This is a genomic window from Bacillus sp. RHFS10 (genome assembly GCF_016757475.1).
GTDB lineage: Bacteria > Bacillota > Bacilli > Bacillales > Bacillaceae > Bacillus > Bacillus subtilis_G.
On the sequence record NZ_JAESPO010000001.1, the window covers coordinates 887,725 to 905,996 of the forward strand.

Sequence of the window (18,272 nt, forward strand, 5' to 3'; positions counted from 1 at the left end):
GGAAATATGGCACAGTACATTGAATTCTTATACAAGCAATGAATCAAGGAGAGGTTGAGTTACATGTCAAACTACATTGAGAAGATTACGTATTTAGCAACACCTGCCATCAAAGCGGGCAACGAGCATATAGAAATAATTGTTGTTCCCGAGTGGGGGAGCAACGTCATTTCTCTCGTGGACAAAACAACAAAGATCCAGCTTTTGCGAGAACCAGAAACAGCAGAAAACTTCCGCCACACACCAACATTGTATGGAATTCCGATCCTGTTTCCGCCTAACCGGATAAGTGACGGCACATTCAGTTTCCGGGGCAGAACGTATCATCTTGATATCAACGAAAAAGATAAACACAACCATCTTCACGGGTTTCTTTATCAGGAAAAGTGGAACGTAGTGACCATGAAGCAAACTGATGAAGAAGTGATCGTTGAAACGGAAATTGATCTTTCAGAGCTTCCCCATGTATATAAGCAATTTCCTCATCATACCGTCGTTCGGATGACATATACGCTAAAGGGGAATACTCTATTTAAACATGCAACGGTCATGAACAAAGGAAAGGAAGCGTTTCCTTGGGGGATCGGTTATCATACTACATTTGTTTTTCCGGAAGAAAGCTCGTTATTCTCCCTGACAGCCGATCAGCAATGGTCGTTGAATGAACGCCTGCTGCCGACTGGGAAGCTGATGGATGTACCGAATAAAGAAGACTTGCATGAAGGGATGGATTTGCGCCACAAGCAGTTGGATGATGTCTTTTTATCTGCTTATCAGAAAAGAGGCGGAGAAAATCAGGCAGTCATTTATCATCAGCATGCACATCTAAGCATTATATATCAGGCAGATGAACAATTTAAACATTGGGTTGTATACAATGCGGACGCAAAACAAGGGTATTTATGCCCTGAACCTTACACATGGGTGACAAACGCAGTGAATCTTGATTTGCCTTCATCGCTCACTGGTTTACAAGTGCTGGAGCCGGGAGAAAAAACGACAGCCAAAAGCAGTATCACCATTGAACTGAATCATCAATAACCTATGATGAGGCGCAGAGAGGCGGGGTAAATAATGAAAAAAAGCATAAAGCTATATGTTGCTATTTTGCTGCTATTCGTCGTTGCTTCGGTGCCTTATATGCATCAGGCTGCGCAAGCGGCTGATAAACACGATGCACTTGCCGGGCAGATCGATAAGGTTTTAGCTGATCATCCTGCACTCGAAGGCGCAATGGCCGGCATCACCGTTCGCTCTGCAGATACAGGCGCTGTTCTATATGAGCATTCAGGAGACGTCCGAATGAGGCCCGCCTCTTCTCTGAAGCTTTTGACTGCGGCCGCGGCACTTACTGTTCTTGGCGAGGACTATTCCTTTACAACCGAGGTCCGGACAGACGGCATCCTCAAAGGAAAAAAACTGAATGGAAACCTTTATTTGAAAGGGAAGGGGGATCCGACACTTTTACCAGCTGATTTTGAAGAAATGGCTGAGCAATTGAAACAGTCCGGCGTGAAAGTGATTAAAGGCAATCTGATTGGTGATGATACGTGGTATAATGACAAGCGATTATCACCTGATTTACCGTGGAGTGATGAATACACGTATTACGGCGCTCAAATTTCCGCTTTAACAGTGTCTCCAAATGAAGACTATGATGCAGGCACTGTGATTGTAGAGGTCACCCCGGGTAAAAAAGAAGGGGAAAAGCCTGCCGTTTCTGTATCTCCGAAAACGGATTATGTAACGATTAAGAACAATGCTGAAACGGCTGCGGATGGTCAAAAGAAGGACCTCACGATCGAAAGAAAGCATGGGACAAACACGATCACAATTGAGGGTAGCGTACCGGTTGACGCAAGCAAGACAAAGGAATGGATTGCTGTCTGGGAGCCGTCTGGATATGCTTTAGATTTATTTAAGCAAGCACTAAAAAAACAAGGGATTACTGTAAAAGGGAACGTCATGAGGGGCAATACGACCGGTTCCTCAGACGTGTTAATCTCTCATCGTTCAATGCCTTTGTCAAAACTATTTGTTCCGTTTTTGAAACTAAGCAATAATGGACATGCCGAAGTGCTCGTAAAAGAGATGGGGAAAGCGGAAAAAGGAGAAGGGAGCTGGGAAAAGGGGCTCGAAGTATTAAACAGTACGCTTCTGGAATGTGGTGTTGATTCCAAATCACTGGTCTTAAGAGACGGATCAGGAGTCTCTCATATTAATGCTGTATCCTCCGACCAAATCTCAAAGCTGTTATATGACATTCAAGATGAAAAATGGTTCTCAGCGTATCTAAATTCTCTGCCTGTTGCGGGCAATAGTGACAGAATGATAGGCGGAACGCTGAGAAACCGCATGAACGACACTCCTGCACAAGGAAAAATAAGGGCAAAAACCGGATCGCTAAGTACGGTCAGCTCTCTATCCGGGTACGCAGAAACCAAGAGCGGAAAAACCCTTGTTTTCTCTATTCTTCTAAACGGATTGATTGATGACGAGGATGGAAAAGATATTGAGGATCAAATCGCTGTCATCTTAGCAAATCAATAATAGCGGCAGACCTGTTTTCCAAGCGAAAACAGGTTTTTTATGTCTCCCATAAATGATCAAAAACAGTATGTAAGACCTGACATAAAACGGTACTTTTATCACTTAATGTTCAAAAAAATGATAAAAAAAGAAAATTAACCTAAAGAAATAATACTATATTCAAAAAAATGTTATAAAAATTTAATATTTTTCATTGTACTTTAAAAAAAATCCGTTAATATAGTCCATATAAGGATTATATAGTCATATAATTACTTTTATCGTCATTTTTCTGCTTTTTTCTTATCCTCTTATTATAAAGAACTGGAGGGAATCCGTTGAGCGAACATACTTATTCTTTAACCCATGCCCAAAGGAGAGTGTGGTTTACCGAATTGCTGGAGCCAGGCACCGGCATTTGCAATCTCACGGCCTGTGTGAAATTCAGAGGCAATATTGATCTTGATGACCTAGAGGAAGCGTTGAATCATTCCATCTCCCGCAATGACGCCATTAGGTTTCAACTGCTAGAAGGAGAGGAGCTTGAACCGCGCCTGTATCTTACTGAATATCAATATACTTCACTTGGAATAATAGATTTTTCAAATGTTGAAATGATAGAAATAGAGCAATGGATACAAGATCAAGCGAGAATCCCATTTAAACTGTTCAACTCGCCCCTTTATCAATTTCATCTCCTAAGAATCCACACTCATGAGGTTTGGCTGTTTGCGAAATTCCATCATATTATAATGGACGGCATCTCCTTAAATGTGATGGGAAATCAAATTATAGACCTTTATCAAAAAATAAAAAAGCAAGATCCTTTACCCGATCAGCCTCAACCTTCTTACTTGAGCTACATCGAAAAAGAGAGTCAATATCTACAATCTTCACGTTTTGCAAAGGACCGTTTATTTTGGAGTCAAACCTTTCAGCAGCCGCCGGAATACCATTCGTTAGCCGGCCAGACGTCCTTACAAAAACAGAGCACATCCGCATCCAGAGATACCATCACACTTTCACCTCATCTAGGGCAAACGATTCGAATCTTTTGCGAAGAACAAAAGATCAATATCATTTCCTTATTTATGGCTTCATTTTACATATGCATCAGCCGGATCACCTCTAAAACAGATCTTGCCATTGGCACCTACTATGGCAACAGAGGGTCAAAGGCTGAAAAAGAAATGCTCGGCATGTTTGTCAGTTCTCTTCCCATCAGAATAACGGTTGATCCTGATGAAGATTTTCTTTCCTTTGTCCACAGAGTAGGCAGGGAACAGCTTTCCGTTATGCGTCATCAACGGTTTCCTTATAATTTGCTGGTGAATGAATTAAGAAAAGACCGGAAAGAATTACACAACCTTATCGGTATATCTATGCAGTATCAGCCGCTCCAATGGCACAAAGCAGACGGTTTTGACTATGAAACGGCGCTTTATTTCAGCGGATCCACCGCGAACGAGCTTTCTGTTCAAATACAGGAACGGATAGACAACGGAACCATACATTTAAATTTCGACTATCAAAATATCTTATTTTCTCTTGAAGATATTAAACGAATACAGCACCATCTGCTTACGTTGCTGGAAAACGCCCTTCAACATCCGCACAGTTTCATAAAAGAATTAGATATGACCAATGTAAGAGAAAAACAAAAATTATTGAATGAGTTTAACAAGACAGAAGCTATTGTGCCTAAAGCCCCAACCCTTCACGGGCTGTTTGAACGACAGGCGGCTTGCACACCGGAGCGGCCAGCCATCCGTTTTTCCGGCGGTTCGCTGACATATGCTGAGCTTGACATGTATGCCAGCCGGCTGTCCGCGCGCCTCGCGGCACGCGGCGTCACCAAGGAAAGCATCGTCGGTGTCCTGTCTGAGCGGTCACCTGACATGCTGATAGCTGTACTTGCCGTATTGAAAGCAGGCGGGGCGTATTTGCCGCTTGATCCTGCATATCCAGAGGAGCGGCTGAGCTACATGCTGAAAGACAGCGGCGCAGCTCTCTTGCTGACGCAGCCGAGATGTTCCGCACCGAACTTCTCCGGAGAGACACTTGAAGTTAACATAGCATCTCTTGCGAACGAAAAAGCAGAAAGTCATATGTTTGCTCCCGCTGACAGCGGTTCTCTCGCCTATGTCATCTATACGTCAGGCTCCACCGGACAGCCAAAAGGAGTAGCCGTTGAGCACCGCCAGGCTGTTTCCTTTCTGACCGGTATGCAGCATCAATTTCCGCTTCAGGAAGAGGACATTGTCATGGTGAAAACCTCTTTTTCCTTTGATGCATCTGTCTGGCAGCTGTTTTGGTGGGCGCTTTCCGGCGCTTCGGCTTATCTGCTTCCGCCCGGCTGGGAGAAAGACCCGGCATTGATCGTCAAATCCATTCATCGGGAAAAAGTGACGACGGTTCATTTTATTCCGGCTATGCTGAACAGCTTTCTGGGTCAAGCGGAAATGGAATCGTTGGGTGACGGGACAAGCCTGAAGCGTGTATTCGCCGGAGGTGAACCGCTTGCGCCCCATACGGCAGCCCGTTTTGCTTCTTTATTGCCGCAGGTTTCGCTGATCCATGGCTACGGGCCGACAGAAGCAACGGTAGACGCGGCATTTTACGTATTGGACCCAGAGCGAGACAGGGATCGCTTGCGGATTCCGATCGGGAAGCCTGTACCCGGTGCGCGTTTATATGTTTTAGATCCGCATTTAGCCGTACAGCCTTGCGGTGTCGCCGGCGAACTGTACATCGCCGGAGCGGGTGTTGCCAGAGGCTATTTGAATCGGCCGGCATTAACGAAGGAGCGTTTTCTTGAGGACCCGTTTTACCCGGGTGAACGCATGTACAAAACCGGGGATGTGGCGCGCTGGCTCCCTGACGGGAATATTGAATTCCTCGGCCGGTTGGATGATCAGGTCAAAATCAGAGGCTACCGGATTGAGCCCGGAGAAATTGAAGCAACACTTAGAAGCATAGAAGGTGTAAGGGAGGCGGCCGTTACCGTACGGACAGACAGCGGCGAGCCAGAATTATGCGCTTATATAGAAGGACTCGGAAGAAATGAGGTGCGGGCGCAGCTTGAAACGCTTCTGCCTGGCTACATGATCCCAGCCCATATGATAGAGATGGAACAATGGCCGGTTACGCCAAGTGGAAAGCTTGACCGAAAGGCCCTGCCAGCTCCTGACGGAGCGGCAGATGAAGAGACCTACACGGCGCCGAGAAATGTGACAGAGATGAAGCTTGCCCATCTGTGGGAAGACGTGCTGAAAAACGGACCTGTCGGGATTCGCGACAACTTTTTTGACCGTGGAGGACATTCCTTAAAAGCCACCGCGCTTGTGTCCCGGATCGCCAAAGAATTCGATGTACAGGTGCCGCTGAAAGATGTATTTGCCCATCCGACGGTGGAAGGGCTCGCTTCCGTTATCCGTGAAGGAACGGATAGTCCCTATGAAGCGATGAAGCCGGCGGAACAGCGGGAGACCTATCCGGTTTCCTCCGCCCAAAAGCGGATTTATGTCCTTCAGCAGCTGGAGGATGGAGGCACAGGCTACAATATGCCGGCTGTGTTAGAGCTGGAAGGGAAGCTGGACACCGAAAGGCTGGACAGGGCTTTCCAAGAGCTGATCAAGCGCCACGAGTCGCTTCGGACATCCTTCGAACAGGACGAAGGCGGCGAGCCGGTGCAGCGCATCCATGGCGAGGTGCCGTTTACATTACAGACAGCAGTCCTCGGCGAACAAACCGAACAGGAAGCCGCAGCCGCGTTTATCCAGCCGTTTGACCTCAGCCAAGCGCCGCTGTTCCGTGCCCAAATCGTACAGGTATCAGATGAGCGGCACCTGTTGCTGGTTGATATGCATCACATGATTTCAGACGGTGTTTCCGTCAACATTCTGATTCGGGAATTCGGGGCGCTTTACAACAACCGGAAACTCCCGGCGCTTCACATTCAATATAAAGACTACGCCGTATGGCAGGAAGGATATAAAAAAGGAGACGCGTACCAGACGCAGGAGGCGTACTGGCTGAAGCAGTTCGAGGGCGAGCTGCCGGTGCTGGATCTCCCGGCTGATCATACCCGTCCGCCGGTGCGGAGCTTCGCCGGTGACAAGGTCTCATTTACGCTTGATCAAGAAGCCGCATCAGGCCTTCATACACTGGCACGGGAGAATGGAAGCACACTGTACATGGTGCTCCTGGCGGCTTACACAGCGGTATTATCACGCTTAAGCGGACAGGAAGAGATCATCGTTGGATCGCCAATTGCCGGCCGGCCGCACAAGGACCTTGAGCCGATACTCGGCATGTTTGTGAACACGCTGGCGCTTCGGACACGCCCGGAGGGCGGGAAGCCGTTTGGACAGTATTTGCAGGAAGTGCGCGCCACTGCATTGGAAGCCTATGAACATCAGGATTATCCGTTCGAAGAGCTTGTCGACAAGCTTGGAGTGACGCGGGATATGAGCCGGAATCCAGTGTTTGATGCGATGTTTATCCTTCAAAATACAGAAAAGCAGGACATAGAACTGGAAGAAATAAAAGTCCGGCCAGCCAATTTCCCGCATCACATTTCTTTATTCGATATGACGTTTATAGCAACGGAAACAGATGGAGCCATTTGCTGTGAAATGGAATTCAGTACAGAGGTATTCCTGAAAGCCACGGTTGAACGCTGGGCAGCTCATTTCAGCGAATTTCTGCATGCGGCACTTTCTAAACCTGAAACAAACCTTTCACAAATAAATATACTTAGTGAAAAAGAAAAACAAAAAATAGCCTTTGAATTCAACAAAACTCAAGTTGAATTTTCTCAAAAAGATGTTCCTTTTCATCGCATATTTGAAGCGAGAGCTGAAGAAACACCAGAACATATAGCTGTTATTGATGACGAAACACAGATTAGCTATCGGATTTTAAACGAAAAAGCCAATCGCCTGGCACGGACATTGCAAAAAAGAAAAGGAACGAGGCCAACTGTGGCTGTTTTAGCCAAGCGATCCATTGATGCAATTGTTGGAATCCTAGCAGTGATGAAAGCTGGCGGAGTGTATATCCCAATCGATTCACACTACCCAAAAGCTCGCATTGAATACATTCTTCGTGATAGCGGAGCAGATATTCTTCTTTTACAACAGGAATTGAAGCATTTGATTTCAAATGCATCTGAATCTGAGATGTCCCACATCTGCCTTGATGATGAAGTCTCATATGAAGAAAATAGCTGTAACCTTAACCTATCACCCGCTCCTGAAGATGCAGCATATATCATTTATACGTCAGGAACTACAGGTGCGCCTAAAGGTGTTATTGTCACCTATCGTAACTTTACTCATGCTGCTCTTGCGTGGCGTCAAATTTATGAACTGGATCGGAAGCCTGTCAGACTGCTTCAAATCGCGAGCTTTTCATTCGATGTCTTCTCAGGAGATTTGGCAAGAACATTGACCAACGGCGGGACTCTCATCGTTTGCTCGGATGAAAAGCGGCTGGAACCTGCTGAAATATATAAAATCATGAGCTCTAAGAGAATCACAATGATGGAGTCCACACCTGCTCTCATTATTCCGGTGATGGAATATATATACCGTAACCAGCTCAAGCTTCCTGACTTAGACATACTGATTCTTGGTTCTGACATGGTGAAAGCTCAAGATTTCAAAACATTAACAGAACGATTTGGCCAAAGCATGCGCATCATCAATAGCTATGGTGTCACAGAGGCAACGATTGATTCGAGCTTTTATGAAACAAGTATGGGAGAAGAGTGGACGGGAGATAACGTGCCAATCGGCAGCCCGCTTCCAAATGTACGCATGTACGTACTCAGCCAGACTGACCAAATTCAGCCAATTGGCGCTGCCGGCGAATTGTGCATCGGCGGGGCAGGTGTTGCGAAAGGCTATCATAATAAACCTGACTTAACACGCATGAAATTTACAGAAAATCCATTTGTCTCAGGAGAAAGACTGTACAGAACCGGTGATCGAGCCTGCTTTCTTCCAAACGGAACGATCCGGCTTCTTGGCCGAATGGATTATCAAGTGAAGATAAATGGATACAGAATTGAAACAGAAGAAATTGAAAGTGTTCTGCTTCAAACGGGGCTTGTCAGAGAAGCTGCAGTTGCCGTTCAGCATGATAAGAATGGACAGGCTGGTTTATCAGCATATATCGTGCCTTCAGACGTCAACACGAATGCGCTTCGTACTGCTTTAACAAAGGAACTGCCGGCGTATATGATTCCTGCGCATCTAATTGCTTTAGAAAACATGCCGCTGACCCTAAACGGAAAGCTGGACAGAAATGCCTTGCCGGCTCCAGATAATGTGTTCTCGCGCCCATATACCGCACCAGTTAACGACATACAAAAAACGATGGCGTATATATGGGAAGATGTACTGAGCATGTCACGAGTCGGCATTCACGATTCCTTTTTTGAGCTTGGCGGAGACTCAATTAAAGCATTACAAGTGGCAGCACGTCTGGCAGCTGAAGGCTGGAGCATGACTATACGCGACTTATTCCGTTATCCAACAATTCAGGAACTAAGCGGACATATCACACCATTGGCATCTCAAGCGGATCAGGGGCCTGCGGAAGGTGAAGCTAACCTCACCCCGATTCAGCGAAGATTTTTCGGACAGGCTCATGCTTTTCACGATCATTACAACCAGTCCGTCATGCTTTTCAGTGAAAAAGGATTTAATGCTAACGCGCTTCGTCTAGCGCTGCGTAAAATAACCGAGCATCATGATGCAATTCGCATGGTTTTTCAACAAGACCAAAACGGCCATGTCGTTCAGTATAATCGCGGAATGAATCACAAAGATCATGAACTGTTCGGGCTTCACATCGCAGATTGGACAACAGAATTGCTGGAAAGAACTCATCTTGATGAAAAACTATCCGCTGAGGAAACCGTCATTCAAAGGAAAATGAATGTACAAAAAGGGCCTCTGCTGCAAGCAGGTTTGTTTAAAACGGCAGGAGGGGATCATCTTCTGATTGCGCTTCACCATCTTGTGATAGATGGCGTTTCTTGGAGAATTCTGCTTGAGGATTTAGCGGCAGCATACCAGCAGGCTTTAGAAAAACAAGAGATCCAACTGCCGCCAAAAACCGATTCTTATTTGTCCTACGCCAGTGGTCTTGCACACATAGCTGAGAATAAACAATTGCTTGCAGAAAAACCGTATTGGCAAACGATTTTGGACGCTCACAATGCTATTTTGCCTAAGGACACGAAAAATATGCCGGACAGACTGCAATTGAACAGTGATAGCTCGATGTTTGCACTATCCGGGGACTGGACTGAAAAACTGCTGTTTGAAACTCAGAAAGCCTATGGCACTGATGCCAACGAGCTTTTGCTTACGGCTTTAGGATTGGCGCTTTCTGAATGGACAGGGCACGATCAAATCGTGATCAGCACTGAGGGACACGGAAGAGAAGGGCATCTGCCAAATATTGATATTTCACGTACAGTTGGCTGGTTTACTTCCATTTATCCTATTCTGCTGGACATGAGTATTCCCGAGCCTTTCGAAGATCAGCTCGCTTACCGAATTAAGACGACAAAAGATATGCTGAGAAGAGTGCCGAACAAAGGAACTGGCTACGGATTGTTAACACACATAGGAGAACTGCCGCCGCATAAAGAGCCTGAGGTCAGCTTTAATTATCTCGGCCAATTTAGCGAAGAGAAGGAAGGTGAAACATTTCAATTATCATATTACCAGCCTCGTTACGAAATAGCGGGTGAGAGAGAACGAGAATATGAGCTGGACATCAATGCTCTCATTACAGACGGACGGCTTCAAGTAAAAGCGGTATACACCCCAGTATTCAGCAAACACACAATTGAGTGTTTTATGGATCGTTTTCACAGGCATCTTATCGAGACGATTGAGCATTGTTCGACGAAAAAAGCACGCGAAAAAACACTGAGTGATTTCAGCAATAAGGAATTAACTTTGTCTGCATTATCTAGCATCGAAAATCTTGTGAAAGATCTTTAACTTTTGAAAAGGTGTGTGGAATTGATGGCACAATCGGCACAAATTCAAGATATTTATCCGTTATCACACATGCAGGAAGGAATGCTGTTTCATTCACTGATGGATTTCAGCTCAAAAGCCTATGTGGAACAGACCTCGTTTACGATTACGGGGAGTCTATGTATCGACTCGTTTCAAAAGAGCTTAAACCTTCTTGTCTCCCGATATGATATTTTCAGAACGATTTTTATTAAAGAAGTACCAGATCTTACAGGGCCGCAGCAGGTAGTCTTATCAAACCGCGAATTGACAGTGTATAGAGAAGATTTTTCTTACTTGGCTGATCATGAACAGCAGGCCCTGATCGATGAATTTATGACCAAGGATCGGGAAAAAGGATTTAATTTGCAAAAAGATCCTTTAATGCGTCTTGCCCTTTTTGATAGAGGCGATAGCAAATATACGTGTGTATGGACACATCACCATATCATCATGGATGGCTGGTGCCTCGGCATTATTCTTAAAGAGTTTTTCAGCATGTATGATTCACTCAGCAATAACAGGCCTGTGCAGCTTGGAAGCACGGTACCGTACAGCCGTTATATTGAATGGCTTGGAGAACAAGATCAAGAAGAGACTGCCGCTTACTGGAGCGGATATTTGAAGGAATACGGCAATACCGCTTCTATTCCCCGGATAAAGCGCCGCCCAACGAACGGGGATTATAAAGCTGCTCAGATCAGCTTTTCTTTAGCGCCGGAAATGGTTAAGAAACTGACTGAGGCCGCGCAGAATTGGGGAGTTACACTAAACACGTTGTTTATGAGTATTTGGGGCGTGCTTCTGCACCGATATAACGCAGCTGATGATGCAGTTTTTGGTTCCGTTATTTCAGGACGCCCGTCAGCGATTGATGGGATTGAATCAATGGTCGGCTTGTTTATTAATACGGTCCCAGTGCGAATTCGATCTGCGGAGGGCATGACGTTTTCTTCGCTGGTCAAAGCCGTGCAGGAGGATATTTTATCATCTGAACAGCATGGGTATTACCCGCTTTATGACATTCAAAACCATAGTCCATTAAAGCAAGGTTTGATCGATCATATTTTTGTCTTTGAAAATTATCCTGTACAGCTTGATCAGGCATTACGCATTGAGAGCGAAAATGAGGAAAATGCGCTGAAGCTGGGTGACATTTCAATGTCAGAGCAAACCAATTACGACTTTAATATCGTTATCGTACCGGGAGAATCATTTTATATTAAATTCAGCTACAACGCAGCCGTTTACGAACGTGAAGAGATGCTGCGGATTCAAGGCCATCTAAAGCAAGCGCTGGATTGCATTGTCACACATCCCGATATTGCCGTCAGCGACATTAATATCGTGCCGCCGGAGGAACAAAAGCTTATCCAATTGTTTAACGAAACAAAGCATTCTTATGCGAACAAAACAATATCTCAATTGTTCGAGGAACAAGCTCACAAAACGCCTGAAGCTGCCGCATTGAAAATGGGTGATGAATACTGGACCTATCGCCAATTAAATGAAAGAGCTAATCAGATTGCGCACGCCCTGATAGAAAAAGGCGTTGGATCTGGAGATATCGTCGCTGTGATGATGGGGCGGTCAATGGAAATGCCTGCAGCTTTGCTCGGGATTTGGAAAGCAGGGGGCGCTTATATGCCGCTTGATCCAAATTTCCCAGAAGAACGTCTTTCTTTCCTGCTGAAGGACAGTCAAGCGGCTCAATTGCTGATAGAAGAAGACCTTATGACATTCATCCCGCCGCACTATGAAGGGGAAATGATACCGATAGAACGTACAGAAAGGCACCAAACAGCGGCTCCAGATGTGCCGCCTGGTGATCTTGCCTACTTAATCTATACGTCGGGAACGACAGGGCGGCCAAAAGGTGTTCTCGTTGATCATCAAGGTATTGCCAATACACTGCAATGGAGACGGGAAGAGTATGGCATGGCCGAACAGGATATATCCCTCCATTTGTTTTCATATGTGTTTGACGGCTGTGTGACGAGCTTGTTTACCCCGCTTTTATCCGGTTCGTGCGTACTGCTGACAACGGATGACGAAGCAAAGGATGTGCTAGCCCTCAAGAGAAAGATAGAACGCTATAAGGTCAGTCACATGATCATTGTTCCTTCTCTGTACCGGGTGTTATTGGAGGTGATGACTGCTGAAGATGCAAAAAGTCTTCGTATTGTGACATTTGCAGGTGAAGCGGTCACGCCTGATCTGCTTGAGATGAGTGAAAAGATTTGTCCTTCTGCAGAATTGGCAAATGAATACGGACCCACAGAAAACAGTGTGGCAACAACCATTTTGCGTCAATTGAACGAAAAAGAGAGGATCACAATCGGACACCCGATTGCAAACACGAAAGTATTTGTTTTACACGGAAATCAAATGCAGCCGATCGGCGCGGCGGGCGAACTGTGTATTTCCGGCGCAGGTCTTGCCAGAGGATACTACAAACAGCCGAAGCTGACAGAGAAAGCCTTTTCCGATCACCCGTTTCTTGAAGGGGAGTGTGTATACCGAACAGGTGACGCAGGCCGTTTTTTGCCGGATGGAACGATTGAATATATTGGACGTTTTGATGATCAAGTAAAAATGAGGGGTTACCGCATTGAACTGAGAGAGATCGAAACAGTTCTTCGACAGGCACCGGGGGTGAAGGAAGCAGCGGTATTGGCTCGTGATGTTTCTGCTGAGGACAAGGAGCTTATTGCTTATATCGTTCCGGAAAAGGGAAGCAGTCTTCCGGATTTGCATCGCCATCTTGCTGGGACATTGCCGTCCTATATGATTCCCGCAAGTATTATCAACATCGGCAAAATGCCATTAACATCCAGCGGGAAACTTGACCGTTCAGCACTTCCTGAACCAAAAAACAATGCGGCTCTCACATATATGCCGCCCCGAACCTTAATCGAAGCTGATCTCGCACAGATTTGGGAAGATGTGTTGCATAAACAGAAAATCGGCATTCGTGATGATTTCTTTCAACTAGGCGGACAGTCCTTAAAAGCGGCCGCACTCGTATCAAGAATACATAAAAAGCTTCATGTCGAGCTGCCGCTCAGTGAGGTTTTCTCTTACCCGACAATTGAAAGCATGGCAGTCAAATTGATGAGCTTAAAAGAACATGCTTTTACACAGATTGAGCCTGCGGAGCAAAGAGAGGTCTATCCGCTGTCTTTCTCGCAAAAACGATTATATGCTCTTCATCAGCTGGCGGGTGACAGCACAGGCTATAACATGCCCGCTGTACTTGAATTGTGCGGAAATCTAGATCGCCAGCGGTTGAGAAGAGTTCTCGCAGAACTTGTGAATCGGCATGAAACATTGCGGACTGTTTTTGTGCTTGACAGTGGAGAGCCCGTGCAAATCATTTATCCAGAGATGGCTTTTGACCTGAAAGAGCTTGAAATGGAATCAAAACAAATGCTTGAGTCTGCAATCGAGTCCTTTATCAAACCGTTTGATCTATCGGCCGGTCCGCTCTTTAGAGCATGTGTCATTTCAATGGGCAATAACCACGGATTTTTGCTGCTCGATATGCACCATATCATTGCCGACGGTGTCTCGATGAGCACGCTTGTCCAAGAATTTACTGACTTATATTGCGGAAAGGAACTGCCAGCTTTAAATCTGCATTATAAGGATTTTGCTGTTTGGCAGCAAGAGAAGTTCCCGAAAGACCTATACAGAAAACAGGAGGCCTACTGGCTTGACCAGCTTGGCGGGAGTCTTCCTGTATTAGATTTACCGCTTGATAAAACAAGACCGCGTCTCCCTGATTTCAGCGGCGGAACAATTGAAGTAAACATTGATCAAGACACCGCAAATGAGCTGCACCGTTTAATGGCTGAAACGGGAACAACGTTGTATATGATCCTTCTGGCTGTCTATTCTATTTTGCTATCCAAGCTTAGCGGGCAAGAGGATATTGTTGTCGGCTCGCCCGCTGCAGGAAGACCGCACGCTGATCTGGAGCGCGTCATCGGGATGTTCGTAAATACATTAGCGATGCGCAGCCAGCCGGAGGGCGACAAAACGTTCAGCTCGTATTTGCAGGATATTCGCCGTCTGGCTCTGACAGCTTATGAACATCAGAATTATCCTTTTGAAGAGCTGGCAGATAAGCTCGATACACATCGAGAGGTAAATCGCAACCCGCTGTTCGATGCGATGCTCGTGCTTCAAAGCAGTGAAGATTTCCAGTTTGAAGTGCCTGGTCTATCGATTTTGTCTGTCACTCCAAAACACGATATATCCAAATTCGATTTGACATTACACGCTGAGGAGCATTCAGACGGAATTCGCTGCCGTTTTGAATACAGCACCGCTCTTTTTGAAGAAGAGACCATTGCGCGATGGGCATCCTATTTTATTGAACTGATGAAAAATGTAATAGCGAATAACGAGATGAGAATTTCGGAAATGCAATTGCTACCTGCTGCAGAGCGAGAACTGCTCCTTGAAAAAATGGGACAGTATGCAGCTTATCCGAGAAATGAAAACATTGTAAGCTTATTTGAAAAGCAAGCGGCTGAACATCCTGATCATATCGCAGTGGTGTGCGGCCACTCTCAGCTTACTTATCGAGACCTGAAAGAAAAAGCAGACCGGACAGCTGCTATGCTCATCAAACAAGGGGTCGGCACTGGGGACATCGTCGGTCTGATGCTCGATCGGTCACCTGATATGATCATTGGCATTTTATCAATTTTAAAAGCGGGAGGGGCCTACTTGCCGATTGATCCTGAATATCCTCAGGACCGTATCAGCTTTATGCTCAATGACAGCGGGACAGAACTGTTGCTGACAGAGCGCGGACAAAATAAACCTGCAGACTACAGCGGGGAAATGTTGTATATCGATGAAGCTAAAAATGATTCAATTCCGTCTGATTTAAAAAGCCAAGAAACTCTGGCGGATCAGCTGGCATACGTGATATATACATCCGGAACGACGGGCAAGCCAAAGGGCGTCATGGTCGAGCACCGCAATGTGATCAGTCTTTTAAAGCATCAAAACCTGCCTTTTGAATTTGGCCATGAAGACGTCTGGACGTTCTTTCATTCATATTGCTTTGATTTCTCTGTATGGGAAATGTTCGGTGCGTTATTGAACGGAAGTACACTAGTCGTGGTCTCTAAAGAAACAGCCCGTGACCCCCATGCATTCCGATTATTGTTAAAAAAAGAACGCGTCACTGTACTCAATCAGACTCCGACTGCTTTTTACGGCCTGATGCATGAAGATCAAAACCATCCGGATCGATTAAACATCCGGTACGTCATTTTTGGCGGCGAAGCTTTACAGCCCGGCATGCTTCAAAGCTGGAATGGTAAATATCCTCATACTGAACTAATCAATATGTACGGTATTACAGAAACAACAGTGCATGTAACATTCAAAAAATTGTCCGCAGCAGACATTGCAAAAAATAACAGCAATATCGGACGGCCTCTTTCAACTCTGCAGGCTTATGTAATGGATGCTCATATGAATCTGCAGCCGATCGGAGTTCCAGGGGAGCTTTATATAGGCGGTGAAGGCGTAGCACGGGGATATTTCAACAGAGATGAGCTGACCGCTGACCGTTTTGTACCCAATCCGTATCTTCCGGGGGACAGATTATACCGAACGGGAGATCTTGCTAAACGCCTGTCAACTGGCGAGCTGGAATACGTAAGCCGCATTGATGGTCAGGTTAAAGTCAGAGGGCATCGTATCGAGTTAGGCGAAATCCAAGCGGCGCTTCTTCAGCTTCCGATTATTAAAGAGGCGGCTGTCATCACAAGAAAAGATGAGCAAGGGCAAACAGCTGTTTATGCTTATTTGGTGACAAAAGATAGACAGGCGGCGAGTACATCAGACATCCGTGCTTCTCTAAAAACCATGCTGCCTGACTTTATGCTGCCCGCTCGTTTAATACAGATTGACAACATCCCGCTGACTGTTAATGGAAAGCTCGATCAGAAAGCACTGCCGGAACCCGAAAAACACGCTTATCCTGCTGATGATATCAGCCCTAGAAATGAGATCGAAAAGGTAATGGCTGATATTTGGGAGGAGCTTCTTGATGTGAATGAGCTGGGCATAAGCGCCAATTTCTTTGAACTTGGCGGAGATTCTATTAAAGCGCTGCAAGTTTGCGCCAGACTGAAGCAACGCGGATTCGAAACGACAGTACGTGAGATGTTTGAACATCAGACTCTGGGTGAACTGTCCGCTCATGTTCGAAAAGCCGTACACGTCATTGACCAAGGTCCGGTAGAAGGCGAAATCACTTGGACACCTGTCCAGCAATGGTTTTTCTCGCAATCTCTGGAGATGCATCATTTTAATCAGTCCGTTATGCTCAACCGGACTGAACGATTTGATGAAATTGCGCTTAGAAAGGTGCTAAGAAGCCTGGTGACTCATCATGACGCACTGAGAATCGTATGCCGGTATGAAAATGGCAGGCCGGTTCAGATAAATAAAGGGATAGATCTGCCAGATAAGGAGCTATATTCTCTTGAACTGTTTGATGTAAAGGGTAACTTAACAGAAGCACATAACAGGATTAAGGAAGTCGCCAGCCAGATGCAGGAGCATATTCGTTTGGAAACCGGCCCCTTGCTTCACGCTGGATTGTTTAGAACCGAAAATAGTGACCATTTGTTTCTGACGATTCATCACTTGGTTATTGATGCGGTTTCATGGCGCATTTTGTTCGAGGATTTTTCAACAGCTTACAAACAGGCAGTCTCAGGAGAATCTATTAAACTGCCGCAAAAAACAGATTCATATTTAACGTATTCACAAAGAATAGCTGACTACTCTAAAAGCCGCCAGATGCAGCGCGAAGCAGCGTATTGGGAAGAGCGCGAGAACCGTCACATTCAACCTATTCCTAAAGACAATGACGCAGCGCCTAACCTATTCAAAGATACAGAAGTGATTGAATTTGAGCTGTCCCGCCATCACACCGAATTATTGTTAACTGCTTCAAATAAAGCATACAGCACGGAGATGAATGATATCCTTCTGACAGCTTTAGGTCTTGCTCTACAACAATGGACGGGCTCTGACCAGTTTAAAATCAGCATGGAGGGCCATGGAAGGGAATCATATCTTGGGGATATTGATATGAGCAGAACTGTCGGCTGGTTCACCTCGATTTATCCTGTGTGGCTTGATATGAGCGATTCTGATCATAAGAACAAAGATGAACGGCTGGGCCATCTCATTAAACAGACAAAAGATATGCTGCATCGTATACCGAATAAAGGCGCAGGCTACGGTGTGCTGAAATATATCAGCAAAAGATGGGGCTCTGAGAAAAACACCCCGGAAATCAGCTTTAATTATTTAGGCCAGTTTGATCAGGATATTCAATCAAAAGCCTTTGAGGTTTCTGACATCAAACCAGAAAATGAGATCAGCCCGAACTGGGCGCGGCCTTATGCTCTGGATATCAGCGGAGCTGTTTCTTCGGGGTGCCTAAACATGCACATGATTTATAACAGGCTTCAATTTGGGAATAAAACAATCCAAACATTTGCCGGGCATTTTAAACAGACTCTGGAAAACATCATTGAGCATTGTACGGGCAAAGAAAACCGAGAGTGGAGCGCATCTGATTTCACCGATGAAGATTTAACGCTTGATGAATTGAGTGAGATTATGGGAGTCGTCAACAAACTATAGGGAGAGGAG

At 45.7% G+C, this 18,272-nt stretch carries 4 protein-coding genes; all 4 read left to right on the plus strand.

The window, feature by feature from the left end; translation table 11 throughout:
* The first annotated feature begins 63 nt into the window (after positions 1 to 63).
* The 4 genes from galM (at position 64) to JMN17_RS04780 (ending at position 18,263) form a co-directional block, all read left to right on the plus strand.
* Positions 64 to 1,041 carry an aldose 1-epimerase gene (gene galM, locus JMN17_RS04765; RefSeq protein WP_087991914.1) on the plus strand — a complete coding sequence of 326 codons (978 nt, stop codon included), beginning with the start codon at positions 64 to 66 and terminating at the stop codon, positions 1,039 to 1,041.
* Between the two features lie 33 nt (positions 1,042 to 1,074).
* Positions 1,075 to 2,550, plus strand: a complete 1,476-nt coding sequence (dacB, locus tag JMN17_RS04770; RefSeq protein ID WP_087991915.1) for a D-alanyl-D-alanine carboxypeptidase/D-alanyl-D-alanine endopeptidase — start codon at positions 1,075 to 1,077, stop codon at positions 2,548 to 2,550.
* A 317-nt stretch (positions 2,551 to 2,867) separates the two neighbouring features.
* A complete protein-coding gene (locus JMN17_RS04775) occupies positions 2,868 to 10,556 on the plus strand; it encodes a non-ribosomal peptide synthetase (RefSeq protein WP_202327559.1) in 7,689 nt (2,562 codons plus the stop codon).
* Between the two features lie 24 nt (positions 10,557 to 10,580).
* The gene (locus JMN17_RS04780) at positions 10,581 to 18,263 is read left to right on the plus strand and encodes a non-ribosomal peptide synthetase (protein WP_202327561.1); all 7,683 of its coding nucleotides are present in this window, start codon (positions 10,581 to 10,583) and stop codon (positions 18,261 to 18,263) included.
* Positions 18,264 to 18,272 lie beyond the last annotated feature (9 nt).

Bases quoted from the DNA above. Each gene is read 5' to 3' on its own strand.
- galM (WP_087991914.1), top strand. From the start codon at position 64: ATGTCAAACTACATTGAGAAGATTACGTATTTAGCAACACCTGCCATC.
- dacB (WP_087991915.1), top strand. From the start codon at position 1,075: ATGAAAAAAAGCATAAAGCTATATGTTGCTATTTTGCTGCTATTCGTC.
- JMN17_RS04780 (WP_202327561.1), top strand. From the start codon at position 10,581: ATGGCACAATCGGCACAAATTCAAGATATTTATCCGTTATCACACATG.